Genomic DNA, 18403 nt, shown 5'->3' on the forward strand with positions numbered 1-18403 from the left:
TGACACAGATACCCCTGACAGTTGATTCCCGCGGCGGTCTGTTCCGCGGAATCCCCCGATGCGGATCATGGCATCCATTTCCCGTCGGGCAGGGTCTCTATCAACAGGCTGACCGCCTGTGCGATTCGATGACCCGTTCCCGGCGAGAAGGTGGTCCACACCCGACCGTCCGGGGACTTGCTGGGACTGGACACGATTCGACCCCGCTCGGTGTCGAAAACCGCCACAGCTCCAGAAGATTGAGCGAATCGTCCGTCCTCGTTCATCGAGGCGACGATCTCGGTGCGCGTCCGGCACGACGCGAAGGCGGCCGACACGACGGCGGCATCCGCCGGAGTCGCTCCCAGCGCGTGCAGGGCGTCGGTCGTCTCGATTCCCGTCCGACAGCGGCCGAGCCGGTCGACCACCTCGTCGGACGGAGCCGCGAAGGCCGTGAAGTCAGCCGGCGTCGACGCATCGGATCCGGGTGCGTCGAACTGTGCCCGCACGATGCCGGCGAGTTCCGCCACATCGCCGACGTCGACAACCGTGATGTCGACCCCCGGCCCGGTTCGCTTCGCGAGTACATGCTGGTGACCGTTGCGCGCCACGCATATTCGGCGAACGGCACCGTCGGAGAACGATCGGATCTCGATCTCACGCCATGGTTGCGCCAGCACCCTCAGCACCGTCGCGGCCCACGCCGACGGCTCGCCGTGCTCGACGAGTCCGAGTGCTTCGATCGTCGCGTCGGCTTCGGAGTCGGCGGTCGCACCGGATTCCGTGTCGGCGCCGTCATTCTCGGCGACGTCGCCCAGATCGAGAACGACCGGCCAGGTCTGGACCCCGAAGCGTTCGCCCAGCCTGCGCAGGACCGCGGCGTCGACGAGCAGCCCGGCGTCGTTCGTGATCGGCATCATCGGCGCTCACCCGGGTTGCCGAGCATGAGCGTCTCCGACAGGTATCGGGGATCGACATCCGGACGGAGGTGGGTGTCCGGCTCCGAGACATAATGTGCGGCAGGGCGATCCGACGTGGCCAGATCGGCCCACGTGGCCGTCTGCTCCGTCGTTTCGCTCGCCGAGGACGTCGGTGCGTCCGGCGAGTCGAGATCGGCGGCGACCGTGCGGACGACTGCACCGCGGTCTGCCGCGGCGACGCCGGGGGCCACCGGAGGTGGTACGCCGGGACCCGGACCGGGAGCCGACGTGGCCGGCGCCCCGCCGGTCGTCGTGGTGGTGACCTGCGGTGAGCTGCTCGCCACGATGGTCGGTGCGTACTTGAGCTTCTCGGGCGGCGGTACGAACACTCCCCCGAAGCCCACGGGCGTCACCGCACCGGGAGGCGCCGCGGACGCCGGAGTCGGCAGCGGTGGTGCCGATGCACGCGCTGCGGCCGCCTGCTCGGCAGCGAGCGGGTCACCGGACACCAGCACCGGCGCCGGCCGTGCCGATTCCCATGGCGCGGCAACCGATTCGGTGGCGTTTTCATACGTCTGCATCACCCGCGCGGCGCGCATGCGCTGGTGCGCGACCGCGCGCTCGGCCTGGGCGGCGGCGCCGGCGATGATCGGGGCGACCGCCGTGGCCGTGGTGGCGATCTCATGCAACTTCTCGACGACGTCGACCTCCGCGAGGTCGGGCATGTTGAGCCGCGCGACGGTGATGGCCGCGGCCTGCGATTCGGCGCGCGCCGCATTCTCGACGGCCTCGGCCGCGACGTCGGCGAACCATGGTGCCAACCGCGTCAGTTTCTCGAAAGCCGCACTTGTGTGGGCTGACTGCCAGTGTGCGCCCAGCCGTGCCAGCACGGCCGCGTACTCGACCCCCGCTTCCCCGACCTCGGCGGCGAGGGCGGCCCAGGCCAGCCCGGCTTCCGCCAGCGGCGCGGGGCCGGGCCCCGCGCCGAGGTCGGCGGCGAGTTGTTCGGTCGGACGGGTGTCCCAGTTGACTCCGGTGAAGCCGACCACGAGCGCCTCCCTTCGATGCCGGTGGATTGTGGGTGTGTGAGCTGAGTGGCGCTGCTGCGCAGGATGTTTCGGGCGCTACTAGAGCGCCACCCGGAAGGCGTCCGACGCCGCGGCATCGCCCTCGATGAAGCCGGCGGCCTGCGCTCGGAGGACGGCGGCGATCTTCCGCATCTCCGTGACTCCCGTCGCCGTGTCCGTCTCGAACTTCTCGGCGACCGCGGTGAAACTCGCGGCGGCCGCGGTCGACACCTCGTCTCGGCCCTGGGCCGCGACCGGGAGTGCGCGGCCCGCGCCGGTGAGCGCCAGTTCGAGGCGATCGGCGATCCGGTCGAGGTCGCTTGCCGCCGAGATCAGTTCGGCGGGTTCGACGCGGAGTCGGGAGTTGCTCATACTTCCTCGTTTCGTTTCGGACCGGGCATGCCCAGTCGGAGTTCGATGTCCGGACTCGGATCGCTGTCGGCGGCTTCGTCGAAGCCGATGACAGCCGGCGCGACCTCGGGTGACTCACCGACCACGCGACGACCGTTGTCCTCGGTGACCAGATAGTCGGGGACCGCGTGCTGGTCCTCTGCGGCGCCCGCGCCCCGCGCACCGGCGGCACCCATCGGGGCACCGGCCATCGGTGCGCCGCCCATCGGCATCGCCGCGGGTCCGGTCACGGGTCTGGCCGTCGTCGATCCCCCGAGGGCGGGTTCGCCGAGGGAGAAGTTCGTCGGGACGGTCGGCCGAGAAGCACCGAGCGGCGTCATGACTCCACCCACGCCGCCGATGCCGCCGCCGCCACCACCGCCGCCTCCCCCACCGCCGCCACCGCCGCCTCTGGACTTCGGTGACAGCGCGGCCGGGACCACGGCCGGCGATTCGTGATCGACGTTCAGCATCTTGCTGATCGGCTGCATCAGGGAGGTCGGCAACTCGGTGGCTGTGGACATGGCCGGCGACACGACGTCGAGAATGGAACTCGCGAGCGTGAACGGCGATTGTCCGGCGCCGGCCGTGGGTGCGCCGGTGACCGCGACCGGTGCTCCGTTCACCGCCATGGCAGTTGTCGGGCCGAGCAGTTCGGCCCGGGTCACGGCGACCGCGGCGGTCGCCTGCGACAGTCCGATGGAGGCGAACCCGGCCGCAGCCGCGAAGCCCGCGCCGACCGCCGGTGTCATCATCATGGGGACCGCCATGCTGGTGATCTTTGCGACTGTTGCCGCGATGATCCCCTGCACCACCGCCAGCCCCTTCGCGACGATGGCGGCAGCGGTCTTGGTGTCCAGCGAGATCCCGGAGCCCTGCGTCGCGAGTGCCGAGCTGTTGGCACCTGCTTCCGCGGTCTTGGCGCCGGCACTCACCGCACCCTGCCCGGTCCACAACTGGTCGGCGAGCTTGAGGGCGCTCTGCCCCATCGTCATCGACGTCTCGAGCACCTTGGTGAGGCTTTCGAAGATGACCGTCGGGTCGAAGCCGCCGCCGGAGAGGTCACCGGTGCCGAAACCACCCAGCAGATCGGTCATCGGCTTGATGAACATGTCCAGATTCGGCGGCTGCAGCGGAGGCAGTCCCGGCAGCGGCGGCAGCGGCGGCAGAACGGGCAGCGGCGGCAACCCCATCCCGCCGAGCACGTCTGCGACGGTTCGGTCCAGGATCGGCCCGAGCGGTGTCGCCTCGATCATCTGCTGCACCGTCATGTGGTTCAGTGCCGGCACATCGGGGATGCCGGGTGATGCCGGCATCTGCGGTGGAACCGTCACAGCACCGAGCGGATGGCCGCGGCGCTCGAGGCGTCGGTGCCCTCGAATTCGGCGAGACCCGCCGCGGTGGACGCGGCGGTGGCTGCGTGTACGGCCGCCAGCTGCCCCACCGACATGAGATGACTGGCCTGCGCCGCGATGAACGCAGCGAGAAACTCCTGGCCGATCAGCCCGAAGACGGGGACCATCGCTGCCGTGTTGGCCGCGGCGTCGATGGAACCCGCGGTCCCGACCGCGGTCGCCATCGCAGCGTTCGTTGCGGCGAAGCCCTCGAGCACCTCCGGCGTCACCTTGACGTCCGTCATTCTCGAACCCCCTCGTTCTCGTGAGTCTGATGAAACGATTCCGTGTCGGCCGAACCCGTCATTCGGCCGGACGAGCGGCCAGCATGTCGCCGAACGACTCGTTGAACTCCTCGGTCACCGCGGCGATCCGGGCGTAGACCTTCTGCGCGGCCAGCGCGGCGGTCGTCACGACCTGGTCGGCCAGGCGGCTCGCACCGAGTTCGTTGGCGCCGTAAGCGAATTCGAGGTCGACGAGCGCGCCCTTGCCGTCCACCTCGGCGGTGACCAGCCCGTCGGACGACGTCTCCCGCACCGAGATCCCGCGCAGTTTCTCCTGGAACTCGTGCAGGCCGTCGAGCTGCCGTTGCGCGCGCGCCTCGAGTTCGTCCATTCCCCAGGTCATCGCTGCAACCACGACGCGGGGGCGTCGGCCTCCTCGTCGTCGCGCCATTCGGCTCGCGCGAGATCGTCCGGGCGGGGCAGCTGCATCTCCTGCACGAGGTCACGGTCGATGCCGGCGGCAAGGAGGTTCTCGCGGAGCCGGATTCCCGCGGACATCGCCGCCTGCTGACAGAGTCGGAGGATGTCACCGGCGAGCAGAGCCGGGTCCTTGGCGAGCTCAGACGGTTCGATACGGACCGATACGGGCAGGCCCTGGGCGGTGGTTCGGACGCCGAGCCCGCCGGATCGGGATCGAGCGGTCGTGTACTCGTGCATCACCGCCCACGGGTCGTCGGCGTCACCGTCGACGGGATCCCGAGGATCGTCGGAGTAGGTCATGGAAAGCTGCACCCCCTTCACGCCGAATATGACGCAGCCGGGGCCCCTTTCGGTTCCATCGAATTCTCGTTCGACGGAAGCAGACCTCCCACATGCGGATCCGTGAAGATCCGCGCACCCCGCTGCGCACATGTGTGAGTGCCTGATACTGCCATACTCACCTCAACGCCACCACACCAGCGATACGCAATGCCAAACGTATGCCCTGAGACGGTGTGTGGATCTCGTCCGGACCAGGTCGACGGGCTTCGGTAGACTGCCGCAGGACGCAGCCGGGGTTGATCGACAAAACGGGGTGGATTCGCTGCACGCCTCGCCGAACTCGCAGCCTGTCGCGATCGGCGCCCGGCCGCTTGACCAGAGGATTCCCCGATGACGTATGAGAACCCCACGAGGCCCGACGGACCTGGGGCCGACGGCTCGAATGCCGACGCGCCTGCGCCGCCGCCGTGGCTGCAGTTCGCGCCGCCGCCGGCCGATTCCGGGCCGCCACCGCCGACCCGGCCGTCCGCTCATCCGAATGACAGTGGATCACCCGCCGGCGCACCGACTCCCCCGCGACCCGAGGCCGACGCCGGCCGCGTCGCTCCGATGTCCGATCAGCCCGACTCCCCACACCCGCCTGTCCACGAATTCGGCCCGGCGACGTATCCCGGAGCCGCGCCCGCCGATCTCCATCCGGCCGGCGGGGCCCCGTCGCCGCAATTCCGTCCCGAGTTTCCGCCGCCCACGACTCCCACCGGTCCCCCCTGGCCGCCCCACGTTCCGCCCGGCCCCAGATCGGATCACCTCGGCCCGGATCACTTCGGCCCCGGCCAGTTCGGCCCCGACCAGTTCAGCGGGCCGGCACCGGCGTCCGGAGGGTCGCCGCACCACGTCGACCCGCGCTCGGCCCCTCCGCCACCCGTCCCGCCCGCGTCGCATCCGGGCGACCCGGGACCTGCTCACCAGTCGATGCCGGTCACCGCTCACCAACCGCCCCCACACCCGGGTCCCGCTCCGGTCGGCCCCGGCCCGAACTTCCCCGGACAGCCCTTCCCCGGTCAGCCGATGCAGCACGGATACGGGCCGCCGCCGGGAGGCCCCTCGCTCGACGAGGTCGCGCTGATCCGCAAGGCTCGTCGCGCCCCGAGCCGCGGCTGGCGGCGCGCGGTGCACACGTTGTCGGCCGGTGCCATCAATCCCGGAGAGTCGCAGGGCGACATCGAATACCAGCAGCTGCTCGAACGTGTGAACCGGCCGGTCCGTGGGGACTATCGCATCGCTGTGCTGTCACTCAAAGGCGGTGTCGGCAAGACCACGACCACCGTCGGCCTCGGCTCCACGTTCGCCTCGCTGCGCGGCGACCGCGTCATCGCCGTCGACGCCAATCCCGACCTCGGTACGCTCGCACAACGGATTCCGCAACAGACACGGTCGACGGTCCGCGACCTGCTCGCCGACGAGAACGTCTACCGCTACTCCGATGTCCGGGCACACACCTCGCAGGCCCCGAGCCGACTCGAGGTCCTTGCCTCCGAGCGAGATCCGGCGATGGCCGAGGCGTTCAACGAGGAGGAGTACCGGGGCGTCATCACCGTGCTCCAGCGGTTCTACAACATCATCATCACCGACTGCGGCACCGGCCTGAGCCACTCGGCGATGAACGGCGTCCTCGATCTCGCGAACATGATCATCCTCGTCAGCTCTCCTGCTCTCGACGGTGCTCGCAGCGCCGGGGCCACCCTCGACTGGCTGGAGGCGCACGGGTTCGGACATCTCGTCTCGCGGGCCGTCGTCGTCGTGAGCTCGTCGCGGCCCGGTTCGTCGACCATCGACACCGACCAGCTGGGCCAGCACTTCCTCACGCGATGCCGCGCCGTCCACAAGGTCCCGTTCGACGATCACCTCGCCGAAGGCGCGGATGTGGACCTGGAACTGATGTCGAAGCCGACGAAGCGTTCTTTCGTCGAGCTGGCGGCCACCATCGCCGACGATTTCTCCGGAGGTCCCGCACACCGGGAGGAGCCGTACCTCCGGTGATGTTCCGGATGCCGAGGGCGCCGATGCCTACGCGGCTTCCGAGCGGTCCGCTCGCCGGTCCCGCCGCGCGATCCGCCACCGCCGTGCCAGATGGATGAATGTCGGTATGACGATCGTGCACACCGAGGCGATGATGAAGATCTCGATGTTGTCGCGGATGACCGGGACGTTGCCGAGGAAGTAGCCCAGCAGGATGATCCCGGCCGCCCAGACGAAACTGCCCAGCACGCTGAAGAAGGTGAACGTGCGGTGCGGCATGCCGCTGAACCCGGCGACCAGCGGGGTGAGAGTGCGGACGATCCCGATGAACCTGCCGAAGAACACGGTGAGCGGGCCGAAGCGATCGAAGTAGTGGTTCGTCTTGGCGAGGTACTCGGGTCCGATGGTGCGCATCAGCTTGCCCTCGACGACACCACGACCCACCCGGCGGCCGATGAAGTAGCCGCACTGGTCGCCGATGATCGCTGCCAGCGGCACGGCGAGACACAGCAGCCACAGCGGTGCGAAGGGGTCGGGTTGCGCCGCGAACACGCCGGCTGTGAAGAGCACCGAGTCACCGGGAAAGATGAAGCCGACCAGGATTCCGGTCTCCACGAAGATCAGCACGCAGAGACCGATGAGGCCACCGGTGGCCACGAAGGACTCGATGTCGAAGGGATTCATCGAATCCCACAGTAGTGGGGCGGAATGCCCAGTGGAGTGCGGTGACCGGCTCCACCTGCTGGGCGTCGGCAATCGTTCAGCCCCCGGTAACCCTGACCACGCCCGGACCCGATGCGCATGGCGGCCGGGGATGCGGTTTACTCGACGTCTGAGGAGTACGACGGCCGCGGCCGTGTACCGGTCCGTCGCCGAGGACGCGACTTGACGCCCGCACGCGCGACACCGAGGGGAGACGCAGTGCCCACCACGCATCGGGATCCGTCCCCGACCGCAACCGGCCCGACGCTGCGAACGGTGTCCCGCACCGACGTCCGCGTCGAGTACCACACCATTCACGGCTACCGCCGCGCCTACCGGATCGCCGGCAGCGGTCCCGCGCTGCTGCTCATCCACGGCATCGGCGACAATTCGTCGACGTGGGACGAGGTCATCCCGATCCTCGCGCAGCACTACACCGTCATCGCGCCCGACCTCCTCGGGCACGGGAACTCCGACAAGCCCCGCGCCGACTACTCGGTGCCCGCCTTCGCCAACGGGATGCGCGACCTTCTCGTCGTCCTGGGGATCAGCAAGGTGACGGTGGTGGGCCACTCACTGGGTGGCGGCGTCGCGATGCAGTTCTGCTACCAGTTTCCGCGCTTCGTCGAGCGCCTGGTGCTGGTCGCGGCCGGCGGGGTCACCCGCGACGTCAACCCCGCCCTGCGGCTGTTCTCGCTGCCCGTCGTCCCGCAGGTGCTGTCGGTGCTCCGCGTCCCCGGCGTGGTCCCGGGTCTCACGACACTCGCGAAAGCGATCGTCGCCGCTCCGGTGCCGCCCCTGTTCCCGTCCTCGGCGACACCCGAACATCTCCTGGCCGACCACGAGGACCTCATGCGGGTCCTCGGCGGGCTCGCCGACCCGACCGCATCGGCAGCCTTCCTCCGCACGTTGCGTGCCGTCGTCGACTGGCGCGGGCAATCCGTCACGATGCTCGACCGCTGCTACCTCACCGAGCGCCTGCCGGTCCTGCTCGTGTGGGGTGACCGGGACATCGTGATCCCGCACCACCACGGTGAACTGGCGCACTCGGCGATCCCCCACTCCGAGTTCGAGACCTTCACCGGGTCAGGCCATTTCCCGTTCCATGACGATCCGGAGCGTTTCTGCCGAGTCGTCATCGATTTCATCTCGCGCCACGCGCCGGTCGAGTTCGACCCCCTCAACTGGCGGCATCTCATGTCCGAGGGCGCCCATCCGGAGCAGTTCGTCGGGGACGACGACACCGTCGACGAGGTGCTCGAGGCCTTCGAAGACGAGCGCAACGCCACCTGACCCGAAACACACACGCGTATGCCACCATTGCTGGATGACCTACCCGGGCAGTGACGATCACGGCACACGTCCGTTGCCACCTCAGCCGAACGCGTACGATTCCAGCCCCGGATTCGTGCCGGCTCCTGCCGACCACTCGCATCCGGCCCAATTCCCGAGCGCCGGTCCGGCTCCCGCGTACGGCGGCCCCTACGTCGACGCGGGTGCCGCAGCGCTGCCCGAACCGCCACTGGTGGTCATCGGCGACATCACGTGCACGCAGCACTACGTGATCACGCCGTCGGGCACATTCCCACTCGCGGGTTCGCAGTGGGAGGTCACCGACATGTCCGTGTCCTCCGAACAGATGTCGCAGACGGGCCTGGTGCTGGCGCTGGTCGGGTTCTTTCTGGTCTGCTTTCTGAGTCTGCTGTTCTTGCTCATGAAAGAGCGGCGCACGACGGGTTACATCCAGGTGCGGGTCCGGGGCGCGGGCGGCGTCATGCACGTCACCAACATCCCGGCGACGTCACCCTGGGCGATGAGCGACGTGTCCGGTCGCGTGTACTACGCACGACAACTGGCCGCAGCCGTCTGAGTCGCCTGACCCGTGATCCCACGATCCGAGCACGCCGTCCCACCCGAGTCACGAGGAGGATCCACCCGATGACCACACCAGAGAATCCCGGCGACAAGCCCAACGACCCGTTCGTGAAGCAGCCACCGCCTGCCGACCCGGCGCCGTCCCACGGCACCGACTCCACCCAGCAGCCGGCGGGTCCGGATCACGGCGCGGCGACGTCGCAGCCCGGCTTCGAGAATCCCCAGTACGGCGACCAACACTATGGCGGACAGCAGTACGGGGACCAGCAGTACGGCGCGCCCCAGCAGTACGGGGGTCAGCAGTACGGCGCACCCCAGCAGTACGGGAACCAGCAGTACGGGGGTCAGCAGTATGGGGCACCCCAGCAGTACGGGACGCCGCAAGGCGGGTATCCGGCGGCACCCGGGTACGGCTACGGCGGCGCACCCGACCCCACCGCGCCGTACGGCCGGGACCCGGCCACCGGTGAACCGCTCTCCGACAAGTCGAAGCTCGTCGCGGGCCTATTGCAGATCTTCCTCGGCAGCCTGGGCGTCGGCCGCTTCTACATCGGCGACAACACCACCGGCGCCATCCAACTCGGTCTGACCATCATCGGGTACATCACCGCGATCTTCATCGTCGGGATCTTCATCGTCTTCGGTGTCGCCGTGTGGGCACTGATCGACGGCATCATGATGCTGACCGGCAATGTGCGGGACAAGAACGGTCTCAAGCTCGGCAACTAGCCCCCGCCACAGCCAGCACGCCCCGGCTAGCCGCCCGCCGGAGAGCCACGGCCGACCTATCGTCGCCGGCCGTCTCCCGGAGGACGGGTTCCCGGGGCGTCGTGCGTCAACCGCCGCAACAACCGATGGGTCCGCGTACGTCGCGGGTCACGGTGTTGCGGGCGGCGAGTTCGTCGTCGGCGGGATAGTCGACACCGACCAGGCACAGCCCGCGGGCCTCGGCCACGGGCACCTGGCTGCTGCGTTCCCGCTCACCGAGAAGCTCACGGCACCAGGCGATGTCGCGCCTGCCGTCGCCGACACTCGCCACCGCACCGACCAGCGAACGCACCATCGACCAGCAGAATGCATCCGCGCTCACCTCGCCGACCAGGACACCGTCGGAATCCCTGGTCCAGGCGAATCGCTGGAGATCCCGGATGGTCGTCGCACCCTCGCGCCGACGACAGAACGCCGCGAAATCGTTGAGGCCCAGCAACTCCGACGACGCCGCGTTCAGCGCGTCGACGTCGAGAGGTCGACGCCACGTGGCAGTCGTCCGTGCAACCACCGGCTCGGCACCCCACCGGGCATCGGTCAGGCGGTACCGGTAGTGACGGCGTAGGGCCGAGAACCGCGCGTCGAATTCGCCGGGCACCACCCGTGCCGCCGTCACCCGCACGTCGTCGGGACACATCTTCGCGAGACGTCCGACGAGGGTCGACGGATCGCCGCCGATCGATCTGGTCTCCAGCGTCGTCCGCGGGACATCGGCGTGTGCGACCTGCCCCGTCGCATGGACACCGGCATCGGTTCGGCCCGCCACGGTCAGGCGCACCGGCACCCGCAGCACCGTCGACAACCGGGTCTCGAGTTCCTCGCAGACGCTGCGCTGACCGACCTGCCGTGCCCATCCGGCGAAGTCGGTTCCGTCGTAGGAGATGTCGAAGCGGAGACGACAGAACCCGCCGGCACCGGGATCCGGGCCGACGGGTTCGGTCTGCGATTCTCGACTCAGTCGACTACTTCTTGTCGCCGTCGACGTCTGCTCCGGCTGCCTCGGCATCGGGAGCGGTCGCCGCGGTGGACTCGTCGTCGACCGCCTCGGCCACGGCCTCGGCGTTGGCGACCTCGGCATCGGTGGCGTCGGCCTCGACGGCCTCCACCACGTTGTCCGCGCCATCAGCCGAATCGGTATCGGCGACAACCTCTTCGGTGGCGTCGAGCTTGTCCTCGGCGGCCTTCTTGGAGGCGGCGACGCGGGTCGCGCGGCTGGCCTCGCTCGACGCGGTGGTCTCGCGCACCAGCTCGATCACGGCCATGGGGGCGTTGTCACCCTTGCGCGGCAGCGTCTTGATGATGCGGGTGTAGCCACCCGGACGATCGGCGAAGAACGGGCCGATCTCGTCGAACAGTGTGTGCACGACGTCCTTGTCACGGATGTCCTTCAGCACCTCACGACGGTTGGCCAGCTTGCCGGCCTTGGCGTGGGTGATGATCTTCTCCGCGTACGGACGCAGGCGCTTGGCCTTGGCTTCCGTGGTGGTGATGCGGCCGTGCTCGAAGAGCGAGGTGGCGAGATTCGCCAGCATCGCCTTCTGGTGGCTGGCCGACCCGCCGAGGCGGGCACCCTTGGTGGGCTTGGGCATTGTCTTCTCCTAGGAGGACCCCGCATCACTCGATGCGGAAGTCAGGGTTGGGCAGTGACAGCTACCGCCGCGTCGAAGCGACTACAGCTGCTCGGTCTCCGCGAAATCCTCACCGGAATCGGCGTCGAAGGACGCGTCTTCCGACCACGTGCCGGTGGCCGGGTCATAACCTGCGACCTGCGACGGATCGAAGCTCGCCGGGCTGTCCTTGAGCGACAGACCGAGCGCGTGCAGCTTGACCTTGACCTCGTCGATCGACTTCTGACCGAAGTTGCGGATGTCGAGCAGATCCGACTCGGTCCGGGCAACCAGCTCGCCGACGGTGTGCACACCCTCGCGCTTGAGGCAGTTGTAGGACCGGACGGTCAGCTCGAGATCCTCGATCGGCAGGCTGAACGACGCGATGTGGTCGGCCTCGGCCGGCGACGGCCCGATCTCGATGCCCTCGGCCTCGACGTTGAGTTCCCGGGCGAGCCCGAACAGCTCCACCAGGGTCTTGCCCGCCGATGCCAGCGCGTCACGCGCACTGATCGAGTTCTTGGTCTCCACATCGAGCACCAGGCGATCGAAGTCGGTGCGCTGCTCGACACGGGTTGCCTCGACCTTGTAGGTCACCTTGAGCACCGGCGAGTAGATCGAGTCGACCGGGATACGGCCGATCTCGGCACCCGACGCCTTGTTCTGCACGGCCGGAACATAGCCGCGGCCCCGCTCGACGACGAGCTCGATCTCGAGCTTGCCCTTGTCGTTCAGGGTGGCGATGTGCAGATCGGGGTTGTGCACGGTGACACCGGCCGGGGGCACGATGTCGGCGCCGGTGACGGTGCCCGGACCCTGCTTGCGCACGTACATGGTGACCGGCTCGTCCTCGTCGGAGCTGACCACGAGGCCCTTGAGGTTCAGGATGATGTCGGTGACGTCTTCCTTGACCCCGGCCACGGTGGTGAACTCGTGGAGCACGCCGTCGATACGAATGCTGGTGATGGCAGCACCCGGGATCGAGCTGAGCAGGGTACGACGCAGCGAGTTGCCGAGGGTGTAACCGAAGCCCGGCTCGAGCGGCTCGATGACGAACTTCGAACGGTCCTCGGCAAGGACTTCCTCGGTGAGGGTGGGTCGCTGTGAGATGAGCATTTCTTGGATATCTCCTTTGGCCGACCGCTATATGACGGCCTCGAGGGTGAACCGAACAGCTGCTGCTGTCGGGCGGTGTGTCTTACTTCGAGTAGAACTCGACGATGAGCTGCTCGGTGAGCGGTACGTCGATCTGAGCACGCTCGGGCACGCTGTGCACGAGGATGCGCAGGGTCGACGGCACGACCTGGAGCCAACCCGGGACCGGACGATCGCCGACGAGCTCCTTGGCGATCTGGAACGGGACGGTCTGCAGCGACTTCGGGCGGACGTCGATGATGTCGTACTGGCTGACGCGGTAGCTGGGCACGTCGACCTTCACACCGTTGACGGTGAAGTGGCCGTGGCTGACCAGCTGGCGGGCCTGGCGACGGGTCCGGGCGATGCCCGAGCGGTACACGACGTTGTCGAGACGGGTCTCGAGCAGCTTCAGCAGTTCGTCACCGGTCTTGCCGGTGCGACGGTTCGCCTCTTCGAAGTAGCGGCGGAACTGCTTCTCCATGACGCCGTAGGTGAAGCGCGCCTTCTGCTTCTCCTGCAGCTGGAGCAGGTACTCGCTCTCCTTGATCCGCGAACGGCCGTGCTGGCCGGGCGGGTAGGGGCGACGCTCGAACGCTGCGTCTCCACCGATGAGGTCGACGCGGAGACGACGGGACTTCTTTGTTGCGGGGCCGGTATAACGAGCCATGTCTTATCTCTTCCTTTCCCGCTAGACCCGGCGCCGCTTGGGCGGACGGCAACCGTTGTGCGGCTGCGGGGTCACATCGGAGATGGTGCCGACCTCGAGGCCGGCTGCCTGCAGGGAGCGGATGGCGGTCTCGCGACCCGAGCCCGGTCCCTTGACGAAGACGTCGACCTTCTTGACGCCGTGTTCCTGGGCCTTGCGCGCAGCGTTCTCGGCCGCGAGCTGAGCCGCGAACGGGGTGCTCTTGCGCGAACCCTTGAAACCGACGTGGCCCGACGATGCCCAGCTGATGATGTTGCCGCTGGGGTCGCTGATCGACACGATGGTGTTGTTGAACGTCGACTTGATGTGCGCGTGGCCGTGCGGGACGTTCTTCTTATCGCGACGGCGGGTGCCCTTCTTGGGGCCTGCGCTACGTGACTTCGGAGGCATTACTTCTTCTTCCCGGCGATGGTCTTCTTCGGGCCCTTGCGAGTGCGGGCATTGGTCTTGGTGCGCTGTCCACGCACAGGCAGGCCACGACGGTGGCGCAGACCCTGGTAGCAGCCGATCTCGATCTTGCGACGGATGTCGGCCTGCACCTCGCGACGCAGGTCACCCTCGACCTTCACCGAGGCTTCGATGTACTCACGCAGCTTCGAGACGTCTGCGTCGGTGAGATCCTTGGCTCGCAGGTCGGGGCTCAGGCCCGTTCCCTCGAGGATCTCCTTGGAGGTGGTACGCCCAACTCCATAGATGTAGGTCAGTGCGATCTCCAGCCGCTTCTCGCGGGGGAGATCCACACCAGCAACACGTGCCATGTGGCGGATTTCCTTTTCGATTCTCAGAGGTCTGCTCCCAGTCCGTCCCGCGAGCTGGTGCCGAACCGTGTGTCCGGCCTCGTGGGCTCCGGCCTCTGATCCGGAGGTAGGCGGTGACGCGTCTGTCGCCGCTGGTGTTGGGAGGTCCTTGTGTGTTCAGTTGTCGATCTTCAGTTGTTCTGACTCAAGCGACCCGGAGGGTGCGCGTGATCAGCCCTGACGCTGCTTGTGACGCAGGTTCTCGCAGATCACCATGACCCGACCGTTGCGGCGGATCACCTTGCACTTCTCGCAGATCGGCTTGACGCTCGGCTGAACCTTCACGTCAATCTCTCCTGCTCGGCTCGCCCGCGCGCACGCCGAAAGCGGCCGTGCACGTGGGTGTCGGTCTCCTCCCGAACGGATGTCCGGGAAGTCTGTCCCCGGCATCGCCGGGAAAGTCTCACTTGTAGCGGTACACGATTCGCCCACGAGCCAGGTCGTAGGGCGAGAGTTCCACGACGACCCGATCCTCGGGCAGGATGCGGATGTAGTGCTGCCGCATCTTGCCGCTGATGTGGGCGAGAACCTTGTGTCCGTTCTCCAGCTCAATACGAAACATCGCATTGGGCAGGGGTTCGATCACTCGACCCTCGACCTCGATGGCCCCGTCTTTCTTCGCCATGTCCTCCGCGATCCTGGCCGTGACCACGACATCCGGGTGATGCCGCGGCGCATCGGCCGGGTTGAATCAGTGTTTGTCCGTTAGGGTGTGGGCACCGGTCCGCGAGGACCTGCACCCGGTGTGCGCCGACCGGGCCCACGTGCTGACACGCTGATGCCCGGCACGCGATGCGCACCGACGATCCATGTTACGCGAACGAGCAGGCCAGGCCAAATGCGTGCTCAGCGCCACGGAGAGAGGCCGCACCGGATGGGCACTGTCGACGACTATCTCGACGGACTCGACCCCGCCGACCGCGAGGTGGTCGGACGCATCTACGACGTCGCCCGCACCGCGGTCCCCGACACCACTCAGGGCAAGGGCTACGGCATGCCGGCCCTGACATATCGCGGGAGCCCGCTCCTCTCGGTGATGCGCACCAAGAAGCACATCGGTCTGTACCCGTTCAGCCCGGAGGCGGTCGACGCCGGGCGGCCGTTCCTCGACGGTTTCGACGTGGAGAAGGGCACCGTTCGGTTTCAGCCGGGGACTCCTCCTTCCGACGATGCGATCCGCGCGATGATGTCGTTTCGGCGCGATCAGATCGACGGCTGACCGCCCGAACGTCGAACTACCGGTGTTCAGCGGGTCGACTTTGCTGGGCTAGGGTCGATGACGCATGTGGTTCGCCGCGTCGGGGGTCGTTTCAGCTCTCCGTCCGCGGCGTCGAGTCGCCGGCATCACGCCGGCGGACGAGAGGGAATCCGGTTCGAATCCGGAGCTGTCCCCGCAGCGGTATGCCGTAACGACCACCGTCATCAGCACTGAGCTCCGGCTTGGGAAGCGACGGTCAGTAGGAACTTCGATCAGAGGGATCTCGATCGAGAGCGACGGTGAGCCCGAAGACCTGCCAGGTGTACCGGACGCGCCGCGTCCGGTGGCTCGCCGCCTCGAGGATTGGGCGCAGGTCGAACCGGCGATCGTCGCGTGCCCCCTGCCGGGCGTGACGTGGGTCCGATCGATCTCCCCTGCTGGGCGGTGAACCATCCACCGTCAGTAGGAGAAGTCGACGTCCATGTCCGACACCGTCCGCCGCAGCTCCGCGGCACCGTTCACCACCACCGTCCTCGGCACCGCACGCATCGGCCCCCGGCGCGAACTGAAGAGGGCCGTCGAAAGCTATTGGTCCGGCCGCATCGACCGGACCGAGCTCGCCACGGTCGCGCAGCGCCTACGCAGCGAGCAGTGGGCCGAGCTCACCGAGGCCGGCCACGACTCCGTCCCGGTCAACACGTTCTCGTACTACGACCAGGTGCTCGACACCACGGTCCTCCTCGACGCACTGCCGCCGAGGTTCGCCGAGATCGACGATCGGCTCGATCGCTACTTCGCGGCGGCCCGCGGAACCGCCGAGGTGACCCCACTCGAGATGACCAAATGGTTCGACACCAATTACCACTACCTGGTCCCCGAGATCGGCCCGTCGACCACGTTCCGGTTGAATCCGGCGAAGGTGCTGGCCGAGGTCGCCGAAGCCGGGGAACTGGGTCTCCCGGCCCGCCCGGTGATCGTCGGCCCGGTGACGTTCCTGGCGCTGTCGAAGGCGGTCGACGGGGCGGGCGCTCCGCTCGATCGCCTCGACGAGTTGGTGCCCCTGTACCGAGACCTCCTGACGCGGTTGGCTGACGCCGGCGTCGAGTGGGTTCAGCTGGACGAACCCGTCCTGGTGACCGATGCCGCCGCGGGCCTGGGTCCGCGGACCGAATCGGTGTACAACGCCCTGGGCTCCCACGAGCGCCGTCCGGCCATCGCGGTGGCGACGTACTTCGGTGACGCCGGTGATCGGTTGGCACACTTGGCCCGGACGCCGATCGAGGCCATCGCGGTCGACCTCGTCGACGGCTCGGTCGAGACGGTGGCCGGCACCCCCGGCCTGGCCGACAAGCTGCTGATCGCCGGCGTGGTGGACGGCCGCAACGTGTGGCGCACCGACCTGGACCAGGCCGCGGCGACGCTGGCCACCGTGCTCGGTTCCGCCCGTTCCATCGCCGTCTCGACGTCGTGCTCGACCCTGCATGTCCCCTACACCGTGGACGCGGAGGACGAGCTCGACACCAACCTTCGCGGTTGGCTCGCGTTCGCGGCCGAGAAATTCCTCGAGGTGGCGGTGTTGTCGTCGGCGTTGCGCGAAGGCCACGCCGCGCAGGCCGCCGCCTTCGCCGAGAGCTCGACGGCACTGGCCAGCCGTGCCACCGACCCTCGTTTGCACAACGCCGACGTCCGCGCACGCCTGGACGCCGTCACCGATGCCGACGCGACGCGCGGCCCGGCCGATGATCGCCTCGCCGCCCAGCAGGAGCGGCTGGGACTGCCCCCGCTGCCGACCACCACGATCGGTTCCTATCCGCAGACCTCTGCGATCCGACTGGCGCGGGCCGCGCTGCGATCGGGCGAGATCGACCGCACCGAGTACGAGGACCGGATGAAAGCGGAGATCGCGGACGTCGTGGCGCTGCAGGAATCGGTCGGCCTCGATGTGCTCGTCCACGGGGAACCCGAGCGCAATGACATGGTGCAGTACTTCGCCGAGCAGTTCGAGGGATATTTCGCGACGGCGAACGGTTGGGTGCAGTCCTACGGCTCGCGGTGCGTGCGGCCACCGATCCTGTTCGGCGATGTGAGCCGGCCGAAGCAGATGACAGTCGACTGGATCACCTACGCGCAGACGCTGACCAGCAAGCCGGTCAAGGGCATGCTGACCGGCCCGGTGACGATTCTTGCCTGGTCTTTCGTTCGCAACGACCAGCCGCTGTCGGCGTCTGCCGATCAGATCGCGCTCGCCATCCGCGACGAGACCGTCGACCTCGAGAGGGCAGGGGTCGGGATCATCCAGGTCGACGAACCCGCTCTGCGCGAGTTGCTGCCGTTGCGTGACGCGGACAAGCCCGGGTACCTGGCGTGGGCCGTTCGGGCGTTCCGCATCGCGACCTCCGGGGTCCGCGACGATACACAGATCCACACGCACCTCTGCTATTCGGAATTCGGCGAGGTCATCGGAGCGATCGCCGACCTCGACGCCGACGTCACCTCGATCGAGGCGGCGCGGTCGCACATGGAGGTGCTCGACGACCTCGACGAGGCCGGCTTCCGTAACGCGGTGGGCCCGGGTGTGTACGACATCCACTCACCGCGCGTGCCCGACCAGGACGAGATCTTCTCGGCCCTGTCGTCGGCGCTGTCGAGCGTCGGCGCTTCCCGTCTGTGGGTCAACCCGGATTGCGGGCTGAAGACCCGCGGGACCCCGGAGGTGGTGGACTCGCTCACCAACATGGTGGCCGCGGCAACACGACTGCGCGAGACGATCCCGCTGTCCGGCTAGGCAGTCAACCGGCTCGACAAATGACCCCGGCCGTCGCACTCTCCCGTGAGTGCGACGGCCGCGGTCTGCAATA

At 68.0% G+C, this 18403-nt stretch carries 22 protein-coding genes and 1 riboswitch; of the genes, 6 read left to right on the forward strand and 16 right to left on the reverse strand.

Annotated elements, in window-relative coordinates; genetic code table 11:
* Positions 1-65: 65 nt before the first annotated feature.
* The 7 genes from BCM27_RS18540 to BCM27_RS18570 all read right to left on the reverse strand — a co-directional run bounded on the left by BCM27_RS18540 (position 66) and on the right by BCM27_RS18570 (position 4754).
* On the reverse strand, positions 66-899 hold the full coding sequence (locus tag BCM27_RS18540; protein WP_004023520.1) for an ESX secretion-associated protein EspG: 834 nt from the start codon (positions 897-899) through the stop codon (positions 66-68).
* Positions 896-1948, reverse strand: coding sequence for a PPE domain-containing protein (locus tag BCM27_RS18545; protein WP_004023521.1), 1053 nt, complete (start codon positions 1946-1948; stop codon positions 896-898). The genes BCM27_RS18540 and BCM27_RS18545 overlap by 4 nt, the downstream gene beginning before the upstream one ends.
* A 78-nt stretch (positions 1949-2026) precedes the next feature.
* The gene (locus BCM27_RS18550) at positions 2027-2338 is read right to left on the reverse strand and encodes a PE family protein (protein WP_004023522.1); all 312 of its coding nucleotides are present in this window, start codon (positions 2336-2338) and stop codon (positions 2027-2029) included.
* Complete coding sequence (locus BCM27_RS18555) at positions 2335-3672, reverse strand: hypothetical protein (protein ID WP_004023523.1); 1338 nt, start codon at positions 3670-3672, stop codon at positions 2335-2337. The genes BCM27_RS18550 and BCM27_RS18555 overlap by 4 nt, the downstream gene beginning before the upstream one ends.
* 14 nt (positions 3673-3686) lie before the next feature.
* Positions 3687-3995 (reverse strand): type VII secretion target, encoded by a 309-nt coding sequence (locus BCM27_RS18560; RefSeq protein WP_004023524.1) that lies wholly within the window; start codon positions 3993-3995, stop codon positions 3687-3689.
* Positions 3996-4053: 58 nt separating this feature from the next.
* The gene (locus BCM27_RS18565) at positions 4054-4365 is read right to left on the reverse strand and encodes a YbaB/EbfC family nucleoid-associated protein (protein ID WP_033205141.1); all 312 of its coding nucleotides are present in this window, start codon (positions 4363-4365) and stop codon (positions 4054-4056) included.
* 8 nt (positions 4366-4373) lie between these two features.
* Positions 4374-4754, reverse strand: coding sequence for a hypothetical protein (locus BCM27_RS18570; RefSeq protein WP_004023526.1), 381 nt, complete (start codon positions 4752-4754; stop codon positions 4374-4376).
* 372 nt (positions 4755-5126) lie between these two features.
* On the opposite strand from BCM27_RS18570, the gene BCM27_RS18575 reads away from it, so the two are divergent.
* Positions 5127-6776 (forward strand): MinD/ParA family ATP-binding protein, encoded by a 1650-nt coding sequence (locus BCM27_RS18575; protein WP_033205139.1) that lies wholly within the window; start codon positions 5127-5129, stop codon positions 6774-6776.
* A gap of 27 nt (positions 6777-6803) precedes the next feature.
* Here BCM27_RS18575 and BCM27_RS18580 read toward each other — a convergent pair whose 3' ends face one another.
* The gene (locus BCM27_RS18580; protein ID WP_004023528.1) at positions 6804-7439 is read right to left on the reverse strand and encodes a DedA family protein; all 636 of its coding nucleotides are present in this window, start codon (positions 7437-7439) and stop codon (positions 6804-6806) included.
* 237 nt (positions 7440-7676) lie between these two features.
* Here BCM27_RS18580 and BCM27_RS18585 point away from each other — a divergent pair, with 237 nt between their 5' ends.
* From BCM27_RS18585 to BCM27_RS18595, 3 genes are all read left to right on the forward strand, one after another.
* Complete coding sequence (locus BCM27_RS18585) at positions 7677-8750, forward strand: alpha/beta fold hydrolase (protein WP_004023529.1); 1074 nt, start codon at positions 7677-7679, stop codon at positions 8748-8750.
* A 34-nt stretch (positions 8751-8784) separates the two neighbouring features.
* Positions 8785-9327: a hypothetical protein gene (locus tag BCM27_RS18590; protein WP_004023530.1), complete on the forward strand. Its 543-nt coding sequence runs from the start codon at positions 8785-8787 to the stop codon at positions 9325-9327.
* A 68-nt stretch (positions 9328-9395) separates the two neighbouring features.
* Positions 9396-10061, forward strand: coding sequence for a TM2 domain-containing protein (locus BCM27_RS18595; protein ID WP_004023531.1), 666 nt, complete (start codon positions 9396-9398; stop codon positions 10059-10061).
* Positions 10062-10167: 106 nt separating this feature from the next.
* Here the strand turns inward: BCM27_RS18595 and truA are convergent, their stop codons facing one another.
* From truA to infA, 8 genes are all read right to left on the reverse strand, one after another.
* Positions 10168-11106, reverse strand: coding sequence for a tRNA pseudouridine(38-40) synthase TruA (truA, locus tag BCM27_RS18600; protein WP_004023532.1), 939 nt, complete (start codon positions 11104-11106; stop codon positions 10168-10170).
* Complete coding sequence (gene rplQ, locus BCM27_RS18605; protein ID WP_004023533.1) at positions 11063-11689, reverse strand: 50S ribosomal protein L17; 627 nt, start codon at positions 11687-11689, stop codon at positions 11063-11065. Before rplQ ends, truA begins: the two co-directional genes overlap by 44 nt.
* 81 nt (positions 11690-11770) lie before the next feature.
* Positions 11771-12823 carry a DNA-directed RNA polymerase subunit alpha gene (locus BCM27_RS18610; protein WP_004023534.1) on the reverse strand — a complete coding sequence of 351 codons (1053 nt, stop codon included), beginning with the start codon at positions 12821-12823 and terminating at the stop codon, positions 11771-11773.
* 82 nt (positions 12824-12905) lie between these two features.
* A complete protein-coding gene (gene rpsD, locus BCM27_RS18615; protein ID WP_004023535.1) occupies positions 12906-13511 on the reverse strand; it encodes a 30S ribosomal protein S4 in 606 nt (201 codons plus the stop codon).
* Between the two features lie 21 nt (positions 13512-13532).
* On the reverse strand, positions 13533-13940 hold the full coding sequence (gene rpsK / locus BCM27_RS18620; protein ID WP_004023536.1) for a 30S ribosomal protein S11: 408 nt from the start codon (positions 13938-13940) through the stop codon (positions 13533-13535).
* Positions 13940-14308: a 30S ribosomal protein S13 gene (rpsM, locus tag BCM27_RS18625; RefSeq protein WP_004023537.1), complete on the reverse strand. Its 369-nt coding sequence runs from the start codon at positions 14306-14308 to the stop codon at positions 13940-13942. The genes rpsK and rpsM overlap by 1 nt, the downstream gene beginning before the upstream one ends.
* 210 nt (positions 14309-14518) lie before the next feature.
* Positions 14519-14632, reverse strand: a complete 114-nt coding sequence (gene rpmJ, locus BCM27_RS18630) for a 50S ribosomal protein L36 (protein WP_005207978.1) — start codon at positions 14630-14632, stop codon at positions 14519-14521.
* A 118-nt stretch (positions 14633-14750) separates the two neighbouring features.
* Positions 14751-14972: a translation initiation factor IF-1 gene (gene infA, locus BCM27_RS18635; protein ID WP_004023539.1), complete on the reverse strand. Its 222-nt coding sequence runs from the start codon at positions 14970-14972 to the stop codon at positions 14751-14753.
* Between the two features lie 249 nt (positions 14973-15221).
* Here infA and BCM27_RS18640 point away from each other — a divergent pair, with 249 nt between their 5' ends.
* Positions 15222-15566, forward strand: coding sequence for an iron chaperone (locus BCM27_RS18640; protein WP_004023540.1), 345 nt, complete (start codon positions 15222-15224; stop codon positions 15564-15566).
* Positions 15567-15662: 96 nt separating this feature from the next.
* A riboswitch (cobalamin riboswitch) is annotated at positions 15663-15880 on the forward strand.
* Positions 15881-16026: 146 nt separating this feature from the next.
* Positions 16027-18330, forward strand: a complete 2304-nt coding sequence (gene metE / locus BCM27_RS18645) for a 5-methyltetrahydropteroyltriglutamate--homocysteine S-methyltransferase (protein WP_004023542.1) — start codon at positions 16027-16029, stop codon at positions 18328-18330.
* The last annotated feature ends 73 nt before the right edge of the window (positions 18331-18403 follow it).

This window comes from Gordonia terrae, from assembly GCF_001698225.1.
GTDB classification, from domain to species: domain Bacteria; phylum Actinomycetota; class Actinomycetes; order Mycobacteriales; family Mycobacteriaceae; genus Gordonia; species Gordonia terrae.

Coding starts and splice junctions, on each gene's coding strand:
- BCM27_RS18540 (WP_004023520.1), bottom strand. CDS start 899: ATGATGCCGATCACGAACGACGCCGGGCTGCTCGTCGACGCCGCGGTC.
- BCM27_RS18550 (WP_004023522.1), bottom strand. CDS start 2,338: ATGAGCAACTCCCGACTCCGCGTCGAACCCGCCGAACTGATCTCGGCG.
- BCM27_RS18555 (WP_004023523.1), bottom strand. CDS start 3,672: ATGCCGGCATCACCCGGCATCCCCGATGTGCCGGCACTGAACCACATG.
- BCM27_RS18560 (WP_004023524.1), bottom strand. CDS start 3,995: ATGACGGACGTCAAGGTGACGCCGGAGGTGCTCGAGGGCTTCGCCGCA.
- BCM27_RS18565 (WP_033205141.1), bottom strand. CDS start 4,365: ATGGACGAACTCGAGGCGCGCGCGCAACGGCAGCTCGACGGCCTGCAC.
- BCM27_RS18570 (WP_004023526.1), bottom strand. CDS start 4,754: ATGACCTACTCCGACGATCCTCGGGATCCCGTCGACGGTGACGCCGAC.
- BCM27_RS18575 (WP_033205139.1), top strand. CDS start 5,127: ATGACGTATGAGAACCCCACGAGGCCCGACGGACCTGGGGCCGACGGC.
- BCM27_RS18580 (WP_004023528.1), bottom strand. CDS start 7,439: ATGAATCCCTTCGACATCGAGTCCTTCGTGGCCACCGGTGGCCTCATC.
- BCM27_RS18590 (WP_004023530.1), top strand. CDS start 8,785: ATGACCTACCCGGGCAGTGACGATCACGGCACACGTCCGTTGCCACCT.
- BCM27_RS18595 (WP_004023531.1), top strand. CDS start 9,396: ATGACCACACCAGAGAATCCCGGCGACAAGCCCAACGACCCGTTCGTG.
- truA (WP_004023532.1), bottom strand. CDS start 11,106: ATGCCGAGGCAGCCGGAGCAGACGTCGACGGCGACAAGAAGTAGTCGA.
- rplQ (WP_004023533.1), bottom strand. CDS start 11,689: ATGCCCAAGCCCACCAAGGGTGCCCGCCTCGGCGGGTCGGCCAGCCAC.
- BCM27_RS18610 (WP_004023534.1), bottom strand. CDS start 12,823: ATGCTCATCTCACAGCGACCCACCCTCACCGAGGAAGTCCTTGCCGAG.
- rpsD (WP_004023535.1), bottom strand. CDS start 13,511: ATGGCTCGTTATACCGGCCCCGCAACAAAGAAGTCCCGTCGTCTCCGC.
- rpsK (WP_004023536.1), bottom strand. CDS start 13,940: ATGCCTCCGAAGTCACGTAGCGCAGGCCCCAAGAAGGGCACCCGCCGT.
- rpsM (WP_004023537.1), bottom strand. CDS start 14,308: ATGGCACGTGTTGCTGGTGTGGATCTCCCCCGCGAGAAGCGGCTGGAG.
- infA (WP_004023539.1), bottom strand. CDS start 14,972: ATGGCGAAGAAAGACGGGGCCATCGAGGTCGAGGGTCGAGTGATCGAA.
- BCM27_RS18640 (WP_004023540.1), top strand. CDS start 15,222: ATGGGCACTGTCGACGACTATCTCGACGGACTCGACCCCGCCGACCGC.
- metE (WP_004023542.1), top strand. CDS start 16,027: ATGTCCGACACCGTCCGCCGCAGCTCCGCGGCACCGTTCACCACCACC.